This is a genomic window from Microlunatus aurantiacus, assembly GCF_039536605.1.
GTDB classification, from domain to species: Bacteria; Actinomycetota; Actinomycetes; order Propionibacteriales; family Propionibacteriaceae; genus Microlunatus; species Microlunatus aurantiacus.
In genome coordinates, this window is sequence record NZ_BAAAYX010000013.1 from 57,759 (window position 1) to 77,494 (window position 19,736).

The window sequence follows — 19,736 nt, forward strand, 5'->3', positions numbered from 1 at the left end:
GCTACGAGCCCGCCTCGGCCCCCACGGTGACTTGACGACGACCGGTCGCCTCTGTCGTGCGGGCGGGTGTGCGGACCCGGCAGCGGCGGTGGTCCGGTTCAGCGCGCCGTCAGACGCCCATGATCTCCGCGTACGCCGACGCCAGCCGGAGGTGGTCGTGCCGGGGGGACCCGTCGCGGACGCCGAGGTCGGCCACCACCAGCTCGGCGCCCAGCGAGGTCGCCCAGGCCGCGAGGTGGGGGTCGTCCGACGCGAACCGCTGGTCAGCCAGGACCGCGTCCAACCGCAGGTCCGGGGCGTGTTCGGCCAGCAGCTCCACGTGCCGGGCGGCGGTGAACCCGGCGGTCTCCCCCGCCGGCTCGAGGTTGAGGGTCAGCAGCCGCCTGGCCGGGGTGGTGCAGATCGCGTCGGCGAGCTCGGGTACCAGCAGGTGCGGGATCACCGAGGTGAACCACGATCCCGGACCGAGCACCACCCAGTCGGCCTCCTGCACCGCCTGGATCGACTCGGGACAGGCCGGCGGGTCGCTCGGGACGAGGTGCACGGCCCGCACCTCCGCGGTGGTCTTGGCCACCTGGGCCTGGCCGTGCACGGTCGAGACCTCGTCGGGGGCCCGGGGGTCGAGACCGATGACCTCGGCCACGATCCCCAGCGGCACCGCCGCCATCGGCAGCACCCGGCCTTCGGCACCCAGCAGCCGCGCGACCATGTCGAGGCCGGCGATGGGGTCGCCCAGACGCTCCCAGAGCCCGGCGATGAGCAGGTTGCCGATCGCGTGCCCGGCGAGATCACCCTCGCCGGGGAACCGGAACTGCAGCACGTCCGCCCACGTCCGACCGGACTCGTCGTCCCCGCACAGGGCCGCGAGGGCCATCCGCAGGTCGCCCGGTGGGAGGCAGTTCAGCTCGTCCCGCAGCCGACCCGAGGAGCCCCCGTCGTCGGCCACCGTGACGATCGCGGTCAACCGGTCGGTGACCCGGCGGAGTGCGCTCAACGACGCGGACAGCCCGTGACCACCGCCGAACGCCACCACGGCGGGGAGCGCGACCGGACCCAGACCGAGGGTCGGACGGGTGGTGCGGCGGGGCGGTCGTCCTTGACCGGGCCTGGTCATCGGATCACTCTCGGCCCACGTCGCGGTGCAGCACCTTGGTCGCCAGGCCCACCTGACGCAGCCGTCGGCCGAACTCCTCGGCCATCGCCGTGCTGCGGTGCTTGCCGCCGGTGCACCCGATCGCGACCGTGACGAAGCGCTTGCCCTCGGTGATGTAGCCCTGGGTGGTGACCTGGAGCAGCTCCTGCAGCCGCTGCAGGAACTCGTCGGCTCCGTCCTGCGCGAGCACGTAGTCCCGGACCGGTGCGCTGAGTCCGGTCTGCGGCCGCAGCTCGGGGACCCAGTGCGGGTTGGGCAGGAAGCGGACGTCCACGACCAGGTCGGCGTCCACCGGGATGCCGTTCTTGAAGCCGAACGAGACCACCGTGACGCGGAGGGCGTCGTCGGCGGAGTCCCCGTACGCGTGCGCGACCCGCGAGCTCAGCTGGTGGATGTTGATCGAGGACGTGTCGATCACCAGGTCCGCTGCCGCGCGCAGGGTGGCGATGGTCTCCCGCTCCCGGGTGATGCCGTCCAGCAGCCGGCCGTCACCCTGCAGCGGGTGCGGTCGGCGCACCGACTCCTGGCGGCGCACGATCACGTCGTCGGCGGCCTCCAGGAAGAGGATCTCCGGCATGGTGCCGGCCGCGGCGAGCTCGGTGAACATCGTCGGCAGCTGCTCGAAGAACGACCGCGTGCGGACGTCCAGGACGACCGCGAGCCGGTGGATGCCGTTCTCCTTGGCTTGGGTGCACACCTCGGGCAGGACCGTGGGTGGCAGGTTGTCCACCACGTACCAGCCGAGATCCTCCAGCGCGTTCGCCGCCGTCGATCGCCCCGCCCCGGACATGCCGGTGACCACCACGAGTCGCAACGACGGCTCGGGACCCGGACCGTCCGGCGACTCCTGGACCTCCCGTTCCCCGTCGGCCGGGACGACTGCATCACTACTCACCGGATCATTATCCCGTCAGGACGGGATGATCTCGCCGGTGGCCGTGTTCACCGACTCGCGGGCCGGCGCCCGGTCGAGCTGTGCCTTGATCGCCGAGGCGAGGACCGGACCGAAACCGGGCACCTGGGCGATCTCCTCGACGCTCGCCGCCCGGAGCTTGCGCAGCGACCCGAAGTGGGTCAGCAGCGTCTTCCGCCTCACCTCGCCGAGCCCGGGGACGTCGTCGAGGAGCGACTCCACCATCGACTTGCTCCGCCGCGAGCGGTGGTGGGTGATCGCGAACCGGTGGGCTTCGTCCCGGAGCCGTTGCAGCAGGTAGAGGCCCTCGCTGGTGCGGGGCAGGATGACCGGCACGTCGCTGTCGGGCAGCCACACCTCCTCCAGCCGCTTGGCCAGACCGCAGAGGGCGACGTCGTGGATGCCGAGCTCGTCCATGGCTGCCGCCGCGGCGGCGACCTGCGGTGGCCCACCGTCCACGACCACCAGCGCCGGCGCGTACGCGAACCGGCGGGGCGCGCCGGTGGTCGGGTCGATGAGCAGCGGCCCCTCACCGTCGGTGCCGTCGACCGGACCGCTCCCGGTGCTGCTGCCGGCCGAGCGCTGGTCGTCGAGCAGCCGGCGGAACCGCCGGGTGATCACCTCGTGCATGGCGGCCACGTCGTTCTGGCCGTCGACCGAGCGGATCACGAAGCGGCGGTACTCGCTCTTGCGCGGCAGCCCGTCCTCGAACACCACCATGGAGGCGACCACCTCGGTGCCTTGCAGGTTCGAGATGTCGTAGCACTCCATCCGCAGCGGTGCGGTCGGCAGCTCGAGGGCCTCCTGGATCTCCTCCAGTGCCCGGTTCCGGGTCGACAGGTCGCCCGCCCGGCTGGTCTTGTGCCGGATCAACGCCTCCCCGGCGTTGCGCGTGACGGTCTCCATCAGGACGCGCTTGTCGCCGCGTTGCGGCACCCGGATGCGGACGATCGAGCCGCGCTTCTGGGTCAGCAGCTCGGTCAGCGACTCCAGCGAGGTGGGCAGCACCGGCACCAGGATCTCCCGCGGCACCGCGCTCGGGTCGGGGTCCGCGGGATCGACCTCGTCGTACAGCTGCAGCAGGAAGGCCTCGATCAGGGAGTCCGTCCCGCCGTCGTCCATCCGGTCGGCGACCCAACCGCGCTCACCGCGGATCCGCCCGCCGCGGACGTGGAAGATCTGCACGGCCACCTCGAGCGGGTCCTCCGACAGCGCGATCACGTCGGCGTCGGTGCGGTCCTCGAACACGACGGCGTTGCGGTCCATCGCCTTCTGCAGGGCGCCGATGTCGTCGCGCAACCGGCCCGCCCGCTCGAACTCCAGCTCGTCGCTCGCCTGACGCATCTGCGTCTCCAGCCGCTTCACGTACGCGGTCCCGTCGCTGGCCATGAACGAGCAGAAGTCCTCGACGATCTCACGGTGCTCCGCGGCGTCGACCTTGCCGACGCAGGGGGCCGCGCACTTGCCGATGTACCCGAGCAGGCAGGGACGGCCGATCTGCTGGTGGTTCTTGAACACCCCCGGGCGGCAGGACCGCATCGGGAACACCCGGAGCAGCTGGTCCACGGTCTCCCGGATCGCCCAGGCGTGGGAGTAGGGACCGAAGTAGCGGTTGCCCTTGCGCTTGGGGCCACGGCCCACCATCACCCGGGGGAACTCCTCGGACAGCGTGACGCACAGCCAGGGGTAGGACTTGTCGTCCCGGTACTTGACGTTGAACCGGGGGTCGAACTCCTTGATCCAGGAGTACTCGAGCTGGAGCGCCTCGGTCTCCGTCTGGACCACGGTCCACTCCACCTTGGCCGCGCTCTGCACCATGGTCCGGGTGCGGTAGTGCAGCCCACCCGGGTCACCGAAGTAGGAGTTCAGCCGGGACCGCAGGCTCTTGGCCTTACCGACGTAGATGACCCGGTTGTCCGCGTCGGAGAACCGGTAGACCCCCGGCTGCTCCGGAATCGATCCCGGAGCCGGACGGTAGGAGACGCGGGGTGGCACGTCGCCAGCCTAGGCGGACTTCCGGACAGTGCTGGTCGTCACTCGGTGCTTGTCGTCACTGACTAGCCCGTGATGACGATCGAGTCGCCGGAGGTGACGAACTCGACCGCCGGGAGCGGTTCCTGGGCCGGGCCGCTGACCGGGTCGCCGCTCGTGATGTCGAAGTGGCTGTTGTGGCACGGGCAGACGATCACGCCGTCCTCGACCGAGCCGACCGGACAGCCCTGGTGGGTGCAGATCGCGCTGAACGCCTTGAACTCGCCGTCCTTGGGCTGGGTGACGACGTACTTCTCGTCCACCACGAGGCCACCGCCCACGGTCACCTCGGAGATCGCCACGGTGGTGCCGGCCGGCGCCTGGCTGCTGGCGTCCGCCGACGGGCTGGCGGCGGACTCGCTGGGTGAGGCAGCGGCGGACGACTCCGCCGCCGAGGGCTCAGCCGACGTGGCGCCGGCGCTCGGTGCGGTGGTGGCGGAGTCCGCGCTGCAGGCGGCCAGGGCGACGGCCCCGCCGGACAGGGCCACCAGACCGGCGGCCCGCAGCACCGTACGGCGTCCACAGCAGGTGGTCGGCATGGTGGCGGTCGTGGTCGCGGGCGGCGTCGCCTCAGCGGTTGGGGTCGGCGTGGTCGTCGACATGAGGGCTCCTCGTAGGGGGTCGGGGTAGCTCGTTGGATGACGATTCAACCAACCGACTCTGTCAGGAGCCTGTGAAGGCTCGCCTCATCAACCGACCTCGTCATCGGCCCGGGCGCGCGCCCGGCGGAACTCGGCGGGGCTGACGCCGACCCGCTGGCTGAACTGGCGGGTGAAGTAGAAGACGTCCCGGTAACCCAGCCGCTCGGCCACGACCTTGATCGGATCGTCCGAGAGCTCCAGCTGTCGCTGGGCGGAGAGGACTCGCGACTCCAGGTGGTAGTCGTGCAACGAGCCACCAGTCGCCTGCCGGAACCGCCGGCGCAGCGTGCTCAACGACATGTTCACCTCCTGCGCCACCGCCCGGTAGTCGGGCTGGTGCGTGCTGGCCAGCACCGACAGGACGTGAGGGAGCCAGGAGGGCGCGTCCGGGTCGGTGCTGTTCCGCTCGTCGGCCCAGTCGAGCAGGAAGCGCTCCAGCACGTTGGCCGCCCGCAGCCGGGCCCGGCGTTCCGGTCGGCGAGAGAGCCTGATCGCCTCCGACAGCGTGTCGACGAAGCCCGCCGTCTGGTCGGGCCTGATCTGCAGCGGCGCCCGCGGCCACAGCCCGGCCGCGTCCCAGTCCGCCACCCGCGGGCCTGACACCGCCAGCCAGCGGTGCTCCCACGCCTGTCCACGGGGCCACTCGTGAAAGCGGATCCGCGGTCCGGGGAAGCACGGCCACAGCCACGGCCCTTCCATCTCGTAGCGCGTGGTGCCGTAGAACAGCTCGACCGAGCCGCGCGCCATCAGCTGGACGGTGTGGTAGCCGAACTGCTTGTCGACGGTGTCGATGCACTCCTCCCGGTGCCCGCCGTGCAAGAACACCGTGCTGTCCGTCGTCCACGCCCCGCCGACCGCGACCACAGAGACGACCCTACGTGACCGGACCCCGTGGTGACCTCCTCGGATCCCGGCTCATGATCTTGGTTCGATCCTGCAAAGACCTGGTCGCAACGTGCATGGTCACCGCTCCTCCGCTGCCGGAGAGTGAACGAACACCGCCTCACGGAAGAGAGATCATGACCACCCTCGAGCACGAGCCCCTGGTACGTCCGCTGCTGCTGACCGACAGCGAGGTGCGGTTCTACCAGGACCACGGCTACCTCACCCTGCCGGGCTTCCTCGCGCCCGCGGCCGCTGACCTCCTCCGGGAGGAGGTGCTGACCGTGCTCGAGGCCAACGGCACCCCGCGCGCGTCGCTGACCACGGCCCACGGCTCGGCGGACAAGCTCCAGCAGTGCTCCCAGTACCTGGCGGACTCAGCTCTGGACCGGCTGATCAACGGCCCGGACACGCTCGCGGTCGCCTCCCGCCTGATCGGCGGACCTGCCGTGCGCTACCTCCCCTTCACCGCAGTCAAGAACGGCGGTGGCGGTGGCGAGATGCACTTCCACCAGGACAACAACTACACCCAGCACGAGCCGGCCACCGGGTCGTTGAACATCTGGGTCGCCCTGGTCGACATGACCCCGGAGAACGGGTGCCTGCAGATCGTGCCCGACTCGCACGGGCGACAGCACGACTCGCGACCCAGCGACGACGGCGACACCCACCGGCAGGTCGACGTGGACCCGTTGACCTGCCTGCCGATCCGGCTGCGGGCGGGGGACGCCGTCGCCTTCACCCGCTGGACGGTGCACGGCTCGGGGACCAACCACACCGACCAGCCGCGGGTCGCCTATGCGCTGCAGTACCACCGCGACGACGTCAGCTGGTACGACAAGGACTCCGACACCTGGCGGCTGCTGGTCGACGAGCCCCGCTCGGCCACCCCCCCGGTCCAGGCCCTCGGGCGTTGACCGACCCCGACCCCCGCCGACCGGCCGACCCGGTCCGGCGCTGCAGGTCCATCAACGACGAGGAGTGCAACAGATGACTGACCAGACCACGACCACCCGCGCCAGCTCCCTGAGCCGGCGCCGGTTCCTGATCGGCGCCGGGGTGACAGCGGCTGCGACCGGCCTGGGGATGACCGGGTGCAGCCCCGCGTCCGCGCCGCCCGGCGGGGCTGACCCCACGTCGGCGGACCTCCAGATGACCTGGTGGGGCAACCCGACCAGGGACAAGGCCACGACCGCAGCGATCGCCGCGTACACCACAGCCAATCCCGGGGTGACGATCAGTCCGCAGCCCGGCGAGTTCGCGAGCTACTGGGATCGGCTGGCCACCCAGACCGCCGGCAAGACGATGCCCGACGTCATCCAGCACGAGGTCGGTTACCTCAGCGAGTACGCCCAGCGCGGCTCTCTGCTCGAGCTGGAGAAGTACGGCCTGGATCTCTCGAAGTTCGCCCAGGGCACCACCGACTCCGGTCAGGTCCAGGGCACCCTCTACGGGGTGAACGCCGGGCTCAACACCCCGATCCTGATGGCCAGCCCGGCCGTGTTCGAGGAGGCCGGGGTCGAGCTGCCGGACGACACCACGTGGACCTGGGAGGACGCCCTGGAGGTGGCGGCGCAGCTGACCTCGAGGACCGGCGGCAAGGTCTACGGGATGACCACCTTCTTCGGCAGCGACGCCTACTTCGGGGCCTACGTGCGACAGGACGGCAAGGAGCTGTTCACCGAGAACGGTCTGGGCTTCGAGCCGGGCGACGTGGCCGAGTGGTTCGACCTGATGAGGCGCTACGTCGACGCCAAAGCCCTTCCCTCGGCCTCACGGATCGGCGAGGAGGCGGGTAAGTCGCTCGACCAGAGCGCCCTGGTGCTCGGCACCGCCGCCATCAGCCCCTACTGGTCCAACCAGGTCCAGTCGGTGAACGACGCCTCGGGCCAGACGATGCGGATCCTGCGCTTCCCCAGCCGTTCGGGTCGGGCCACGGAGCGGCAGGCCTGGTACAAGGCCGCGATGCTCTGGGCCGCCTCGGCCAGCTCGTCCAACCCCGAAGCCGCCGTCGCGGTGATCAACTGGTGGGTCAACTCGATGGAGTGCGCCGACATCTGCCTGGCCGAGCGCGGGATCCCGGCCAACACCGAGGTGCTCGAGGCCATCAGGCCCAAGCTGTCGGAGGCCCAGCAGTCGGTGGCCCGGTTCATCGCCGACATCGAGCCCGAGCTCGGCACCACACCGATCGTGGTGCCGCCCGGTGGCAGCACCCTCCCCCTGGTGCTGACCCGGCTGAGCACCGAGGTGCTCTTCGGGCGGACCTCGGCCAAGGACGCCGGCCAGCAGGTGGTGGACGAGGTGTCGTCCAACCTGACCACCTGAGGTCACGGCCGGCACGGATCAACCGCGCGCCTCCGGCACGGATGAACTGGATGCCCTCGCCGAGGGGAAGCCGGCGTGTCGTCGTCGGCCTCCCCTGAGCGTCCGCTCAGCCGGCCAGTCTCGTCGCGGACGTCGAGCGCCGGGCCGCGGTCTTCGTGGCCGTCTTCTTGGCCGGCGAGCGCTTGGCCACGGTCTTCTTCGCGGGAGCCTGGGCAGCGGTCTTCGCCGCCGCCTTCTTCGCGGCCGTCGCCGTCCGCTTGGCCTCGGCCGCCGCTCTCTTCACTGCCGCCTTGGTCAGCGGCCGACGCGGCGCCTCGACCAGGCTCGGCTGGTGCGGTCCGACCGGCACCTCGCGCCCCTCGAGGATGGGACGCAGGAACTCGCCGGTGTAGGACCGCGGGTTGGCCGCGATCTGCTCCGGCGTGCCCTCGCCGATCACCGTGCCACCGCGGGAACCGCCCTCCGGCCCCATGTCGATCAGCCAGTCGGCGGTCTTGATCACATCCAGGTTGTGCTCGATCACCACCACCGTGTTGCCGTTGTCGACCAGGCGACCCAGCACACCGAGGAGCTTGCGGATGTCCTCGAAGTGCAGTCCGGTGGTCGGCTCGTCGAGCACGTAGAGCGTGCGGCCGGTGGAGCGCTTCTGGAGCTCGCTGGCCAGCTTCACCCGCTGGGCCTCGCCGCCGGACAGCGTCGGGGCCGGCTGACCGAGTCGGACGTAGCCGAGCCCGACCTCGTTCAGCGTCTTCAGGTGCCGGGCGATGGCGGGCAGGGCGGCGAAGAACTCGACCCCCTCCTCGATCGACATGTCCAGGACCTCGGAGATGGTCTTGCCCTTGTAGTGCACCTCCAGCGTCTCCCGGTTGTAGCGCGCCCCGTGGCAGACCTCGCACGGCACGTACACGTCGGGGAGGAAGTTCATCTCGATCTTGATCGTGCCGTCGCCGGTGCAATTCTCGCACCGGCCGCCCTTGACGTTGAAGGAGAACCGTCCCTGCTGATAACCGCGGACCTTCGCCTCCGGGGTCTCGGCGAACAGCTTGCGCACGTGGTCGAAGACGCCCGTGTACGTCGCCGGGTTGGACCGCGGGGTCCGACCGATCGGCGACTGGTCGACGTGGATGATCTTGTCGATCTCGTCGGCCCCGGTGATCGAGCGGTGCCGACCGGGGACCTCCCGGGCGTTGTAGATCCGTTTGGCCAGGGCGTTGTAGAGGATCGAGTTCACCAGGGTCGACTTGCCGGAGCCGGACACCCCGGTCACCGCGATCAGCTGCCCGATCGGGAAGCTCACCGTCACGTCCTGCAGGTTGTGCTCGGTGGCGTGGTGCACGGTGATCTCGCGGCCACGGGGACGCGGTCGCCGCTGGCCGGGCAGGGCGATCTGCCGCCGGCCGGACAGGTAGGCGCCGGTCAGCGACTCCTCACTGGCCAGCAGCTCCGAGACCGGACCGGAGACGACCACGTTGCCCCCGTGCTCGCCGGCGCCCGGGCCGATGTCGACCGCCCAGTCGGCCACCCGGATCGTGTCCTCGTCGTGCTCGACCACGATCAGGGTGTTGCCCAGGTCGCGGAGCCGGATCAGGGTCTCGATCAGCCGGCGGTTGTCCCGCTGGTGCAGACCGATGCTCGGCTCGTCCAGCACGTAGAGCACCCCGACCAGACCGGAGCCGATCTGGGTCGCCAGGCGGATCCGCTGCGCCTCGCCGCCCGAGAGGCTGGCGGTCGGCCGACTGAGCGAGAGGTAGTCCAGACCGACGTCGAGCAGGAACTTCAGCCGCTCGTTGATCTCCTTGAGCACCCGCTCGGCGATCTGCTTCTCCCGGTCCGACAGCTCCAGACCGGAGAGGAAGGTGGCTGCCTCGTCGATGGACAGCGAGGCGACCTCGGCGATGTTCTTGTCCCCGACGGTGACCGCCAGCGAGGTCGGCTTCAACCGGGCCCCGCGGCAGGCCGTGCAGGGCACCTCGCGCATGTAGCCCGCGAACCGCTCCCGGGAGGTGTCGGTCTCGGCCTCGGCGTGCCGCCGCTCGATGTAGGGGACGATGCCCTCGTACTTGGCGTTGTAGCTGCGCTCCCGGCCGTAGCGGTTGCGGTAGCGGACGTGCACCTGGCCGGGCACCCCGAACAGCAGGACCTTCTTGGCCGCCGCCGGCAGCGAGTGCCAGGGCACCGTGGTGCTGAAGCCGGTCTCCTCGGCCAGCGAGGCGATCAGCCGCTGGAAGTAGTCGGCCACGTGGGCCGACGCCCAGGGCGCGATGGCCCCCTCGTCCAGGCTCTTCTCGTCGTCGGGCACGAGCAGCTCGGGATCGACCTCCATCCGGGTGCCCAGCCCCGAGCACTCCGGGCAGGCACCCCAGGGACCGTTGAACGAGAACTGCCGCGGCTCGAGCTCGTCGATCGCGATGTCGTGGTCGTTGGGGCAGGCCAGCTTCTCGGAGTAGCGCCGCTCCCGCATCGGGTCTTTGGCGTCGAGGTCGACGAAGTCGACGGTGACGATGCCCTGGGTCAGCCCGAGCGAGGTCTCCACCGAGTCGGTGAGCCGCTGCTTGACGGTGGGCTTGACCGCGAGGCGGTCGACGACGACGTCGATGGAGTGCTTGTACTTCTTGTCCAGGACGGGCGGATCGGTCAGCATCACCGTCGCGCCGTCCACCCGGGCCCGGGCGAAACCCTGCGAGGCGAGCTGGCGGAACAGCTCTGCGTACTCCCCCTTGCGCTCCCGGATCACCGGCGCCAGCACCTGGAAGCGGGTCCCCTCGGGCAGTGCCATCAGCCGGTCGACGATCTGCTGCGGCGACTGCCGGCTGATCGGCTCACCACAGATCGGGCAGTGCGGGCGACCGGCCCGCGCGTAGAGCAGCCGGAGGTAGTCGTACACCTCGGTGATGGTGCCCACTGTGGACCGCGGGTTGCGGCTGGTCGACTTCTGGTCGATGGAGACCGCCGGCGACAGCCCCTCGATGAAGTCGACGTCGGGCTTGTCCATCTGCCCGAGGAACTGCCGGGCGTAGGCCGACAGCGACTCCACGTACCGTCGCTGGCCCTCCGCGAAGATGGTGTCGAACGCGAGACTCGACTTGCCCGACCCGGAGAGGCCGGTGAAGACGATGAGGGCATCCCGCGGAAGCTCCAGCGAGATGTTGCGCAGGTTGTGCTCTCGCGCACCGCGCACGACGATCTGGTCAGTCACGTCGACGATGCTATGTGCGCCCACTGACAGAGCGGAATCCTGAGCGACGCGCATCGAGCGGCTACGGATAAGTTGGCGGCATGAGTGAGGCCTCGGACAAGCTGACAGCGGTGCGGGCGTTGGTGACGGTCTCGACCCAGCGGCTGCTGGGCGACACGATCGGGGTCGACCAGGACGCCTGGCGCGGGCCGAGCAGTCTCCCCCGCTGGACCCGCGGCCACGTCGCCACCCACCTGGCTCGGCAGGCCGACGCCCTGGGACGGCTGGTGGACTGGGCCCGGACCGGCACCCGCCAGGAGATGTACGCCTCCCCGCAGGTTCGCGAGGACGAGATCGAGCAGGGCGCCGGCCGCACCGGGCTGGAGCTGCAGGTCGACCTGGACACCAGTGCCGAGCGCCTCATCGAGGCCTTCGCCGGCCTCGACGACGACGGGGCCGAGAACGGGTCGGGCAGCGCCTGGGACACCGAGGTCGAGCTCCGCGGCGGACAGCGCGTCGTCGCCCGGCTGCTCCCCCTCGCCCGACTGACCGAGGTGGTGCTGCACCACGTCGACCTGGACATCGGCTTCGGGGTGTCCGACGTGGACCCCGAGACCGCCGAGTGGCTGCTGGAGTGGTCGGCCTACCGGTTGGGGGCGCGGGACGAGTTCCCCCGGTTGGAGCTGGTCAGCGACTCCGGCTTCCGCACCACGCTCGGCAGCTCCGGCGACGCGCGTCGGGTCACCGGCTCCTCGCCGGCGCTGCTCGGCTGGCTCACCGGGCGGGCGGGACCGGACACCGTCAGCGGCACCGACGGCCTGGTGCTCCCCGGTCTCTGAACGACCACCCCGCGACGAGAGGACCCGGCATGATCGAGATCGACCGCACGTGGGCGGGAGCACACCGGTGAGCGGCCGGGACCACGTCGAGCCCGGCGGACCCGCACTCACCCTGGCGCTCTCCGACCAGGTGACGCTGACCAAGATCAGCGTCGGCCCGATGGACAACAACGCCTACCTGCTGACCCCGGAGGACGGCGGCTCGGTGCTCATCGACGCCGCCGAGGACGACACCCGGCTGCTGTCGCTGATCGACGGTCGCCCGGTCGCGGTGATCGTCACGACCCACCGGCACGGAGACCACTGGCAGGCGCTGCCGTCCGTGGCCGAGGCGACCGGCGCCACCCTGGTCTGCGGGCGTCCCGACGTGGACGCCATCGCCACCGGCGCCTGGGTCGAGGGTCTGACCGGCGCCTGGGACGGCGACGAGGTGACGGTCGGCGACGGCGTGCTCGAGGTCATCGGGCTGGTCGGGCACACCCCGGGTTCGATCGCCTTGGCCTTCACCGGCGGCGACGGCGTGGTGCACCTGTTCACCGGTGACAGCCTGTTCCCCGGCGGTCCGGGCAGGACGAACAGCCCGGAGGACTTCGCCTCCTTGATGGATGACCTCCAGGCGAAGGTGTTCAACCGCTTCGACGACAGCACGGTGGTGTACCCGGGCCACGGCGACGGCACGACGCTCGGCGCCGAGCGCGGCCACGTTGAGGAGTGGCGCGCCAGAGGTTGGTGAGCCGCGGTCCGCGCTAGTCGGGCAGGTGGGTTCGCAGCTCGCTCGGCAGCAGCCGTCCGGACCGCACCAGCCGGGCCGCGACGACCACGATGATCGTCTGGGTGGCGAGCAGACCGATCAGCACGAGCAGCTGGGCCGCGGCCGCCTGGACCGGCGTACCGCCGCCGAGCAGCACCCCGACGAAGGCTCCCGGCAGCGTCACCAGACCGACCGTGCGGGTCTGGTCCAGGCCGGGGACGAGCGCCTCCGGCAGGTGTCGGGCGATCACCTCGTCGATCGCCTCCGGCCGGGTCAACCCGAGGGCCAGACCGGCCTCGTACGTTCCCAGCTCGTCCCGCAGGGCGGCGAACACCCGCCGACCCGTCAGCGAGCAGGCGGTCATGCCACCGCCGATGATGATGCCCGCCACCGGCACCAGGGACGCTCCAGTGAACGGCACCGCACCCGAGGCGAAGACGATCGCCAGCGTCGGCAGCACTCCGGCCACGATCGCCAGCCCGACCCACGGCCAGGCCCGGGGGGCCTCGATCCGGCGGGCGGAGGTCACGGTGGCGACAGCGAGCATGAACGCGCCGAACAGCACCGACCAGAGGATGTGGCCGAGGACCGCGGTGATGACGAGGGCGACCACGACGAGCTGGAGCGTGGCCCGCAGGGCCGCGCCGCCGAGCTGCCGCTGTCGTCGGAGACCGCCGAACCAGGAGACGGCGACGGCCAGGACGAGCAGCAGGACCAGGGCGCCGACCAGCGCCGGTCCCGGTTGTCCGGGCACGTCAGGGCGTGATCTCGTCGAGCACCCGGGTCCCCAGCGCCGTGGCCTGGTGCCGACCGCGGACGGCGAACTCGCGTGCTCGGTGGCTGGAGAGCGCGAGCAGCACGAGGGTGCCGCCGGCGATCGTGGGCAGCTGCGCCAGACCTGCCACCTCGACTCCCGTGACGCTGGAGATGAAGGCGCTGGTGGTGGCGAAGACCGAGTAGAGCATCAGGGTCAGCCGGGCCCAGTTGCGTCCCACGAACGTGGCCACGCCGAGCAGGATGTCGACCAGGCCGAACAGACCGATGACCGCCGCGACCACGATGATGACGACCAGCTCGGACACACCCTGCAGATCCCCGTCGAGTGTCAGCTCGGCCTGGTCGCGCATCAGGACCACTGCCACGGCTGTGCCGAGGGTGACCAGTCCGCGCACCACCGCGGTCGCGGCACCGAACACGGTCTGCGCGGGCCGCTTGTCCCGGCTGTCGCTCTCGTCGGCGGGGGCGAGCACGTCGGCGGGCACGGTGCGGAGGTCGAGGACGGGCAGGTCGCCGTCGGTCTGGATCAGGTCGCCCCCGCCGTTGCGGGAGTGGTAGCCGGTGGAGAAGTCCCTGATCACCCGGACGGTCGCGACCGGTGACCCCTCGAGCACCGTACGGACCACGAAGTCGCGTTCGATGTCGGTGTCGGCCTCGATCTTGTGCGTGACCTGGAAGGTGAACAGCGAGAAGCCGACGCTCTTGTCGTAGGTCCCGGCGGCCAACCAGTCCGCCGCGTAGCCGCCCGGCAGCAGCCATCCCTCCGGGCAGCGCCAGAACCGCACATGGTGCCGCTGGGACGTGCTGCCGCCGACCTCCTGCTGGTACGCGAAGTCCTGCTGGCGGTCGAACAGCATCAGGGGGCTGACCGGCGCCTGCGGATAGCTCCGGCGGGCCACGGTGGCGGTCACCATCGCCCGACCGGACCGGGCGTCGAGGTCGTCGGCCAGCGTCCAACCCGCCGCGGTCATCGCCGCGTGCACCTGACCCTCGTGCCCGAGGAGCGCGAGGTTGACCGGGTCGCCGAGCAGCCCGTCCCCCGTGCGGGTCCGGCCGATGAAGTAGCCGGGAACATAGATGTGGGTCAGGATCCGGTGCAGCCGCGGGAGCAGCAGGTACGTGAACAGGACCCAGAACGCGACCAGGAGCAGCAGCGGCCAACCGGGACGGACGCCCTCGCGGATGAGCAGGTAGGCCAGCCACAGCGAGGCCAGTCCGGCGAAGGCGAAGAAGGCCGAGTCGATCTTGTCCATCAGACCGGACCGTCGCCGCACCGAGCGTCGCGAGTCAGCCATGCGCCCAGTCTGGCCGATCGCGCAGTGAGGGAGCATCCGGCCCGGCCACGAGTCGCTGCCGGGTGAGTCGCTGACGGCGAATCGCTGACGGGCGGATCGCTAAGGGGCGGACAGGACCGCGCGCACCGCGGCGGCGAAGCCGGTCGGATCCTCCATGAAGCCGGCGTGGTGACTGGGGAACACGACCGCCGTCTGTCCGAGTCGCGCGGCCAACGCCTCCGCCGAGCGCCGCGCCAGCTCCTCGCCCGAATCGGCTCCCACCGCCACCCGGACGGTCACCGGCCCGTCCCGCAGGGCCTCGACGTCGGGCGACCAGCTGGTGAAGGGCTTCAGCATCCGCAGGAAGAACAGCTCGTCGTCGGCCAGCTGCTTGGCCGACGGCTCGGGGGGACCTTCCGTGCCTGGATCGCCCGCCTGGTCGCCCGGCGCAGGGCCACCGCTCTGGGGGTCGTCCGTCGACTGAGGGTCCCCGTCGGCGCCGGGCGGCGGCCAGGCGGCCGGGGGAACCCCGTCGGTCGGGACCGGCCCGCGGTGCATCACCAGCGACGCGAACGCACCCCACGCGGCGCCGGAGCCGCCGGTGCGGAAGGCGTCCTGGATGCGGTCGATCTCCGCCTGCACCGGAGCGGCGTCCGGCACCAGCTCGGTCACCGGCGGCTCGTGGGCGATCAGGGTCGTGAGCTTGTCCGGGTGCCGTACGGCGAGCGCGAGTCCCGCCACTGCACCTCCGCTGGAGCCCAGCAGGGCGGCGGGGCCGCGCCCGAGCGCGTCGATCAGGGCGGCCAGGTCGTCGGCCTCGACCGCCGGGGTGATGGGCAGTGACGGGTCCTCCACGGTGCTCGCCCCCACCCCGTGCGGATCGTAGGTGACGACCGTGTGGTCAGCCGCCAGGTCGTCGGCCAGCGGTCCGAACGGGGCGCTGGTCATCGGCTGCCCGACCACGAGCAGCAGCGGACCGGAGCCGCGCACCTCGTAGTAGAGCCGCCCGCCGTTGGCGTCGAGGTGGTGCTGCGTCGGTGCCGTGCTCATTGCTGCCTCCGAGGTCGCTGGTGTGCCTGCCCTGGCGTAGACCGACAGCCGTCGACGAACTCATCGGTCTGCCGCCCTCCGGCCCCGGATCTTCGGCGGGCGCGGCTCAGCTCGCGCCGCGCTCCAGACCGAGGGTGGCGACCAGATCCTCGTGCAGCTCCATCCAGACCGTGTGGCAGGAGTCCTCGCGCACCTTGGTCACCCAGGACGTGTCACCGGCCCGCACGCGGTCGAGCGCACCGGCGAAACGATCGTGGTAGCCGGTGAAGCGGGTCAGCGCCGACGTCAGCCGCGGTTCGAGCACGGCCAACTCCTCGCCGATCAGCGTCAGGTCGGCGAACACCCGAGCGTCCCAGTCGGGGTCGTCGTGCACGTTGGCAGCGAGCGGCTGCGACGCGGTCGGACGCAGCTGCCAGTCGGTGCTCGCCCGCAGCAGCCTCGCGTTGACGGGACCGAAGTCGCTGTGCACGGCGGCCACCCGGCTGCGGCTCCGGAGCCGGCCAGCTCCGCCGCCAGCTGGACCTCGTTCCGGAGCCTGCCCTGGAGGGTCAGGGTCCAGCCACCGGTCCCGGCGAAGTCGACCCGACTGACCCAGCCGTACGCCTGGAAATCCAGCAGCAGCTCGGCGACGGTGGCCTGATCGAGCCGGAAGCGGCCGCTGACCTGGTGATCGTCCGCCATCCCGAGGAGCCGGACAGCGTGCAGCACCAGCAGGTCGGTCGCCGAGCCGGTCGTCACCCCGACGAGTCTAGGAGTCGTCTCCCGGCGCCGGATGGATCTGGACCTCGTCGCCGTCCGGATCGGTGAGCAGGATGCGCGGCTGCGGTCCGTCCGTGATCGTGAGCGGCTCAAGACCGGCGGTCCGGAGCCGTTCGTCCAGCTCGACCAGCGGTTCCGGGGTCTCGAACCCGATCTTGACCTCGTACGCGGTCCCGAGCACGTCGTCCGCGGGTCGCGGTTTGCGGGCGTCGATCCCGCCGGCGTGGATGCCGAGCACGCCGGACTGCGCTCCGGCCCGCAGCCCGATCCACCAGGGGTCGTCGTAGGACGGGGCGACGAAGCCGAACGAGGCGAACCAGACGGCCTCGGCCCGCGGGTCCGGGGTGGAGCAGACGGCCACCACGTCGAGCAGCGGGACACGTGTCACGGCCCGCTCGTGGTAGCCGCCGTACAGGTCCTCCTGCCGCTCCTGGTTGAGCCCGATGGCCCGCCCGTCGCGGGCGACCACGACGCCCTGCTTGCCGTAGGTCTCGTCCCAGAGCCGGACCTCGTGGCCGATCCCGGTCAGCTCGGCGGCGGCCGCCTCGAGATCGCTGGTGGCCAGGTTCAGGGCCGCGTGACCGGGGACGGGGCCGGCCATCGTCGTGCGGGCGTCATGGACCCCTAGGGCGCCGGACCGGCCCACGAACGTCGCGAAGGTGCCGGCCTCGTGGCTCAGCGACTGGTGCAGCCCGAGCCGGGAGTAGAAGTCGATCATGCCCGCGGGGTCCGGCGAGAAGCGGAGCGGCCAGATCGCGTACGGGTGGGTCATCGGGATGCCTTCCTGGACAGGTAGTCGGCGAGAGCGGTCTCGACCAGCGCGGACAGGCTGCGCCCCTCGTCGACGGCCCGGTGCTTGAACGACCGCACCAGGTCGGGTGGCAGGTAGACGTTGAACTGGACTTTCGCGGGCGGCTTCTCGACCATCCTAGGATGCTAGCAATCTAGGCTCTGCCGCACCAGTGCGGCGCTCAGGAGTGCGCCGTGTCGGCCGTAGGCCGTTGCCCGTCGGTCGCGGGGCGGTCGGCGGGGACGACGGCGTCGGGTCGGAGGTCGAGGCGGCGGAGCAGCTGGGCGTTGGCCGCAACCACGACGGTGGACAGCGACATCAAGATGGCGCCGACCGACATCGGCAAGACGAAACCGAGCGGGGCAAGGACCCCGGCGGCGAGCGGCACCGAGATCAGGTTGTAGCCGGCGGCCCACCACAGGTTCTGCTTCATCTTGCGGTAGCTCGCCGTGGACAGGTCCATCACCGACAGCACCGACCGCGGATCGTCGCTGGCCAGGATCACGCCGGCCGAGGCGATGGCCACGTCGGTGCCGGCGCCGATGGCGATGCCGACGTCGGCCTGCGCCAGGGCCGGTGCGTCGTTGACGCCGTCGCCGACCATCGCCACCCGCTGACCCTCGTCCTGCAGCTGCTGGACCTTGGCGGACTTGTCCTCGGGCCGGACACCGGCGAAGTACCTGTCGATGCCGAGCTCGGCGGCGACCGAAGCGGCCACGGCCTCGGCGTCGCCGGTGATCATCACCACCTCCACGTTCCGTTCGTGCAGGGCCCGGACAGCGGCCCGTGACTCGTCCCGGATCTCGTCGGCCAGCTTCAAGGCACCGGCTACCACCCCGTCGACGAGGACGTGCAGGATGATCGCGCCCTCGCCGCGCCACTGCTCCGCGACGGCCAGCTCGGCGACGCCGTGCTGGTCCAACAAGGTCGGGCCGCCGACCTGGATGTGGTGCCCGCTGACGGTGGCGGACACCCCGACGGCCGGCGAGGAGGCGAAGTCGGTCGCCGGCCGCAGCTGCAGCCCGCGGTGCTCGGCGGCGGTCACGATGGCGCGGGCGAGGGGGTGCTCGGAATCGGCTTCGGCGCTTGCCGCCAGGGTGAGGACCTCGTCCTCGTCGAGGCTCACGGGGTGGAGACCGGTGATGCTGGGCTGCCCCTTGGTGACGGTGCCGGTCTTGTCGAACAGCACGGTGGTGACGGTCCGCATGGACTCCAGCGCGAGCCGGTCCTTGACCAGCACCCCGCCGCGGGCGGCACGTTCGGTGGCGATGGAGACCACCAGCGGGATGGCCAGACCGAGAGCGTGGGGGCAGGCGATCACCAGCACCGTGATGGTGCGCACCACGGCCTGGTCCGGGAGCCCGAGCAGCGTCCAGGCGACGGCAGTGATCACCCCGGCCAGCAAGGCGAACCAGAACAGCCACGCGGCGGCCCGGTCAGCGATCCGCTGCGCCCTCGAGGAGGAGCTCTGCGCAGCGGCGACCAGGCGTTGGATGCCGGCCAGTGCGGTGTCGTCGCCGACGGCGGTGATCGCGACCCGCAGACCGGAGTCGGTGGCCACCGTGCCGGCGACCACCTGATCCCCTTCGGCGCGACGGACGGCCCTGGACTCGCCGGTGATCATCGCCTCGTCCATGCTGGCCGAGCCGAACCGGATCCGGCCGTCGGCGGGCACCCGGCCGCCCGGGCGGACCACGACCAGGTCACCGACCCGCAGAGCGGCCGGATCGACCAGCTCGGTACCGGACTGACCGGCGCCGGTCCGGTCGCTGCCGGGATCGAGGACGCGTTCTGCCCGGTCGGGCAGCAGTGCCGCCAGGGAGTCCAGCGCCGAGGTGGTCTGGGCCAACGACCGCATCTCGACCCAGTGGCCGAGCAGCATGATCACGATCAGCAGCGCCAGCTCCCACCAGAAGTCGAGATCGTGGTGGAGCAGGCCGAGGCCGGCTCCCCAGGAGGCGAGGAAGGCCACAGAGATCGCCAGGGCGATCAGCAGCATCATCCCGGGCTGTCGGGCGCGGAGCTCCCCCACCGCGCCGGCCAGGAACGGCCGGCCGCCCCACCCGTACATCGCGGTGCCCAGCACGGGCGAGACCCAGCCGACCCAGGCGGCGGGGGGCAAGGCATAGCCGAGCAGCATCGCGAACATCGGCGAGAACCCGATCACGGGAACCGCCAGCACCAGCATCACCCAGAACAACCGCCGGAACTGCCCGACATGGCCGCCGTGCCCGGTGTGTGCGTCGTGCCCGCCAGGGCCAGTGTGTGCGTCGTGCCCGCCAGGGCCAGTGTGTGCGTCGTGCCCGCCAGGGCCGGCGTGTGCGTCGTGCCCACCAGGGCCGGCGTGTGCGTCGTGCCCGTCGACTCCGCCGTCGT

The 19,736-nt window shown here is 71.2% G+C and carries 17 protein-coding genes; 4 read left to right on the forward strand and 13 right to left on the reverse strand.

The genetic code is table 11. From position 1 onward, the window contains the following. Positions 1–109 precede the first annotated feature (109 nt). From ABD714_RS14145 to ABD714_RS14165, 5 genes are all read right to left on the reverse strand, one after another. Positions 110–1,114, reverse strand: a complete 1,005-nt coding sequence (locus tag ABD714_RS14145) for a gluconeogenesis factor YvcK family protein (RefSeq protein ID WP_344813025.1) — start codon at positions 1,112–1,114, stop codon at positions 110–112. A 4-nt stretch (positions 1,115–1,118) separates the two neighbouring features. Continuing rightward, on the reverse strand, positions 1,119–1,967 hold the full coding sequence (gene rapZ / locus ABD714_RS14150) for an RNase adapter RapZ (protein WP_344813571.1): 849 nt from the start codon (positions 1,965–1,967) through the stop codon (positions 1,119–1,121). A 96-nt stretch (positions 1,968–2,063) separates the two neighbouring features. Further along, on the reverse strand, positions 2,064–4,061 hold the full coding sequence (gene uvrC / locus ABD714_RS14155; protein WP_344813026.1) for an excinuclease ABC subunit UvrC: 1,998 nt from the start codon (positions 4,059–4,061) through the stop codon (positions 2,064–2,066). Between the two features lie 62 nt (positions 4,062–4,123). Beyond that, complete coding sequence (locus ABD714_RS14160; RefSeq protein WP_344813027.1) at positions 4,124–4,699, reverse strand: Rieske (2Fe-2S) protein; 576 nt, start codon at positions 4,697–4,699, stop codon at positions 4,124–4,126. Positions 4,700–4,786: 87 nt separating this feature from the next. Continuing rightward, entirely contained in the window at positions 4,787–5,602 is an 816-nt protein-coding gene (locus tag ABD714_RS14165; RefSeq protein ID WP_344813028.1) for a helix-turn-helix transcriptional regulator, read from the reverse strand. A 155-nt stretch (positions 5,603–5,757) separates the two neighbouring features. On the opposite strand from ABD714_RS14165, the gene ABD714_RS14170 reads away from it, so the two are divergent. Both ABD714_RS14170 and ABD714_RS14175 read left to right on the forward strand, forming a co-directional pair. Then, the gene (locus tag ABD714_RS14170; RefSeq protein ID WP_344813029.1) at positions 5,758–6,537 is read left to right on the forward strand and encodes a phytanoyl-CoA dioxygenase family protein; all 780 of its coding nucleotides are present in this window, start codon (positions 5,758–5,760) and stop codon (positions 6,535–6,537) included. 73 nt (positions 6,538–6,610) lie between these two features. Then, positions 6,611–7,945 carry an ABC transporter substrate-binding protein gene (locus ABD714_RS14175; protein ID WP_344813030.1) on the forward strand — a complete coding sequence of 445 codons (1,335 nt, stop codon included), beginning with the start codon at positions 6,611–6,613 and terminating at the stop codon, positions 7,943–7,945. A gap of 106 nt (positions 7,946–8,051) precedes the next feature. Here ABD714_RS14175 and uvrA read toward each other — a convergent pair whose 3' ends face one another. Then, positions 8,052–11,195, reverse strand: coding sequence for an excinuclease ABC subunit UvrA (uvrA, locus tag ABD714_RS14180; RefSeq protein ID WP_425562400.1), 3,144 nt, complete (start codon positions 11,193–11,195; stop codon positions 8,052–8,054). A 26-nt stretch (positions 11,196–11,221) separates the two neighbouring features. On the opposite strand from uvrA, the gene ABD714_RS14185 reads away from it, so the two are divergent. Both ABD714_RS14185 and ABD714_RS14190 read left to right on the forward strand, forming a co-directional pair. Then, entirely contained in the window at positions 11,222–11,959 is a 738-nt protein-coding gene (locus ABD714_RS14185; protein ID WP_344813031.1) for a maleylpyruvate isomerase family mycothiol-dependent enzyme, read from the forward strand. A gap of 67 nt (positions 11,960–12,026) precedes the next feature. Further along, positions 12,027–12,692, forward strand: a complete 666-nt coding sequence (locus ABD714_RS14190) for an MBL fold metallo-hydrolase (protein WP_344813032.1) — start codon at positions 12,027–12,029, stop codon at positions 12,690–12,692. A 13-nt stretch (positions 12,693–12,705) separates the two neighbouring features. Here the strand turns inward: ABD714_RS14190 and ABD714_RS14195 are convergent, their stop codons facing one another. The 7 genes from ABD714_RS14195 to ABD714_RS14225 all read right to left on the reverse strand — a co-directional run bounded on the left by ABD714_RS14195 (position 12,706) and on the right by ABD714_RS14225 (position 19,548). Beyond that, positions 12,706–13,464 (reverse strand): ABC transporter permease, encoded by a 759-nt coding sequence (locus tag ABD714_RS14195; RefSeq protein ID WP_344813033.1) that lies wholly within the window; start codon positions 13,462–13,464, stop codon positions 12,706–12,708. A 1-nt stretch (position 13,465) separates the two neighbouring features. Continuing rightward, positions 13,466–14,782 (reverse strand): LssY C-terminal domain-containing protein, encoded by a 1,317-nt coding sequence (locus ABD714_RS14200; protein WP_344813034.1) that lies wholly within the window; start codon positions 14,780–14,782, stop codon positions 13,466–13,468. A gap of 99 nt (positions 14,783–14,881) precedes the next feature. Beyond that, a complete protein-coding gene (locus ABD714_RS14205) occupies positions 14,882–15,811 on the reverse strand; it encodes an alpha/beta fold hydrolase (protein ID WP_344813035.1) in 930 nt (309 codons plus the stop codon). Positions 15,812–15,917: 106 nt separating this feature from the next. Then, positions 15,918–16,289: a hypothetical protein gene (locus ABD714_RS14210; RefSeq protein WP_344813036.1), complete on the reverse strand. Its 372-nt coding sequence runs from the start codon at positions 16,287–16,289 to the stop codon at positions 15,918–15,920. Positions 16,290–16,559: 270 nt separating this feature from the next. After that, on the reverse strand, positions 16,560–17,342 hold the full coding sequence (locus tag ABD714_RS14215) for a VOC family protein (RefSeq protein ID WP_344813037.1): 783 nt from the start codon (positions 17,340–17,342) through the stop codon (positions 16,560–16,562). After that, the gene (locus tag ABD714_RS14220) at positions 17,339–17,497 is read right to left on the reverse strand and encodes a ribbon-helix-helix domain-containing protein (RefSeq protein WP_344813038.1); all 159 of its coding nucleotides are present in this window, start codon (positions 17,495–17,497) and stop codon (positions 17,339–17,341) included. The genes ABD714_RS14215 and ABD714_RS14220 overlap by 4 nt, the downstream gene beginning before the upstream one ends. A gap of 44 nt (positions 17,498–17,541) precedes the next feature. Further along, entirely contained in the window at positions 17,542–19,548 is a 2,007-nt protein-coding gene (locus ABD714_RS14225; protein ID WP_344813575.1) for a heavy metal translocating P-type ATPase, read from the reverse strand. Positions 19,549–19,736: the final 188 nt, after the last annotated feature.

Coding starts and splice junctions, on each gene's coding strand:
- ABD714_RS14145 (WP_344813025.1), bottom strand. CDS start 1,114: ATGACCAGGCCCGGTCAAGGACGACCGCCCCGCCGCACCACCCGTCCG.
- ABD714_RS14160 (WP_344813027.1), bottom strand. CDS start 4,699: ATGTCGACGACCACGCCGACCCCAACCGCTGAGGCGACGCCGCCCGCG.
- ABD714_RS14170 (WP_344813029.1), top strand. CDS start 5,758: ATGACCACCCTCGAGCACGAGCCCCTGGTACGTCCGCTGCTGCTGACC.
- ABD714_RS14175 (WP_344813030.1), top strand. CDS start 6,611: ATGACTGACCAGACCACGACCACCCGCGCCAGCTCCCTGAGCCGGCGC.
- uvrA (WP_425562400.1), bottom strand. CDS start 11,195: ATGCGCGTCGCTCAGGATTCCGCTCTGTCAGTGGGCGCACATAGCATC.
- ABD714_RS14185 (WP_344813031.1), top strand. CDS start 11,222: ATGAGTGAGGCCTCGGACAAGCTGACAGCGGTGCGGGCGTTGGTGACG.
- ABD714_RS14200 (WP_344813034.1), bottom strand. CDS start 14,782: ATGGCTGACTCGCGACGCTCGGTGCGGCGACGGTCCGGTCTGATGGAC.
- ABD714_RS14205 (WP_344813035.1), bottom strand. CDS start 15,811: ATGAGCACGGCACCGACGCAGCACCACCTCGACGCCAACGGCGGGCGG.
- ABD714_RS14215 (WP_344813037.1), bottom strand. CDS start 17,342: ATGACCCACCCGTACGCGATCTGGCCGCTCCGCTTCTCGCCGGACCCC.
- ABD714_RS14220 (WP_344813038.1), bottom strand. CDS start 17,497: ATGGTCGAGAAGCCGCCCGCGAAAGTCCAGTTCAACGTCTACCTGCCA.
- ABD714_RS14225 (WP_344813575.1), bottom strand. CDS start 19,548: ATGCTGGTGCTGGCGGTTCCCGTGATCGGGTTCTCGCCGATGTTCGCG.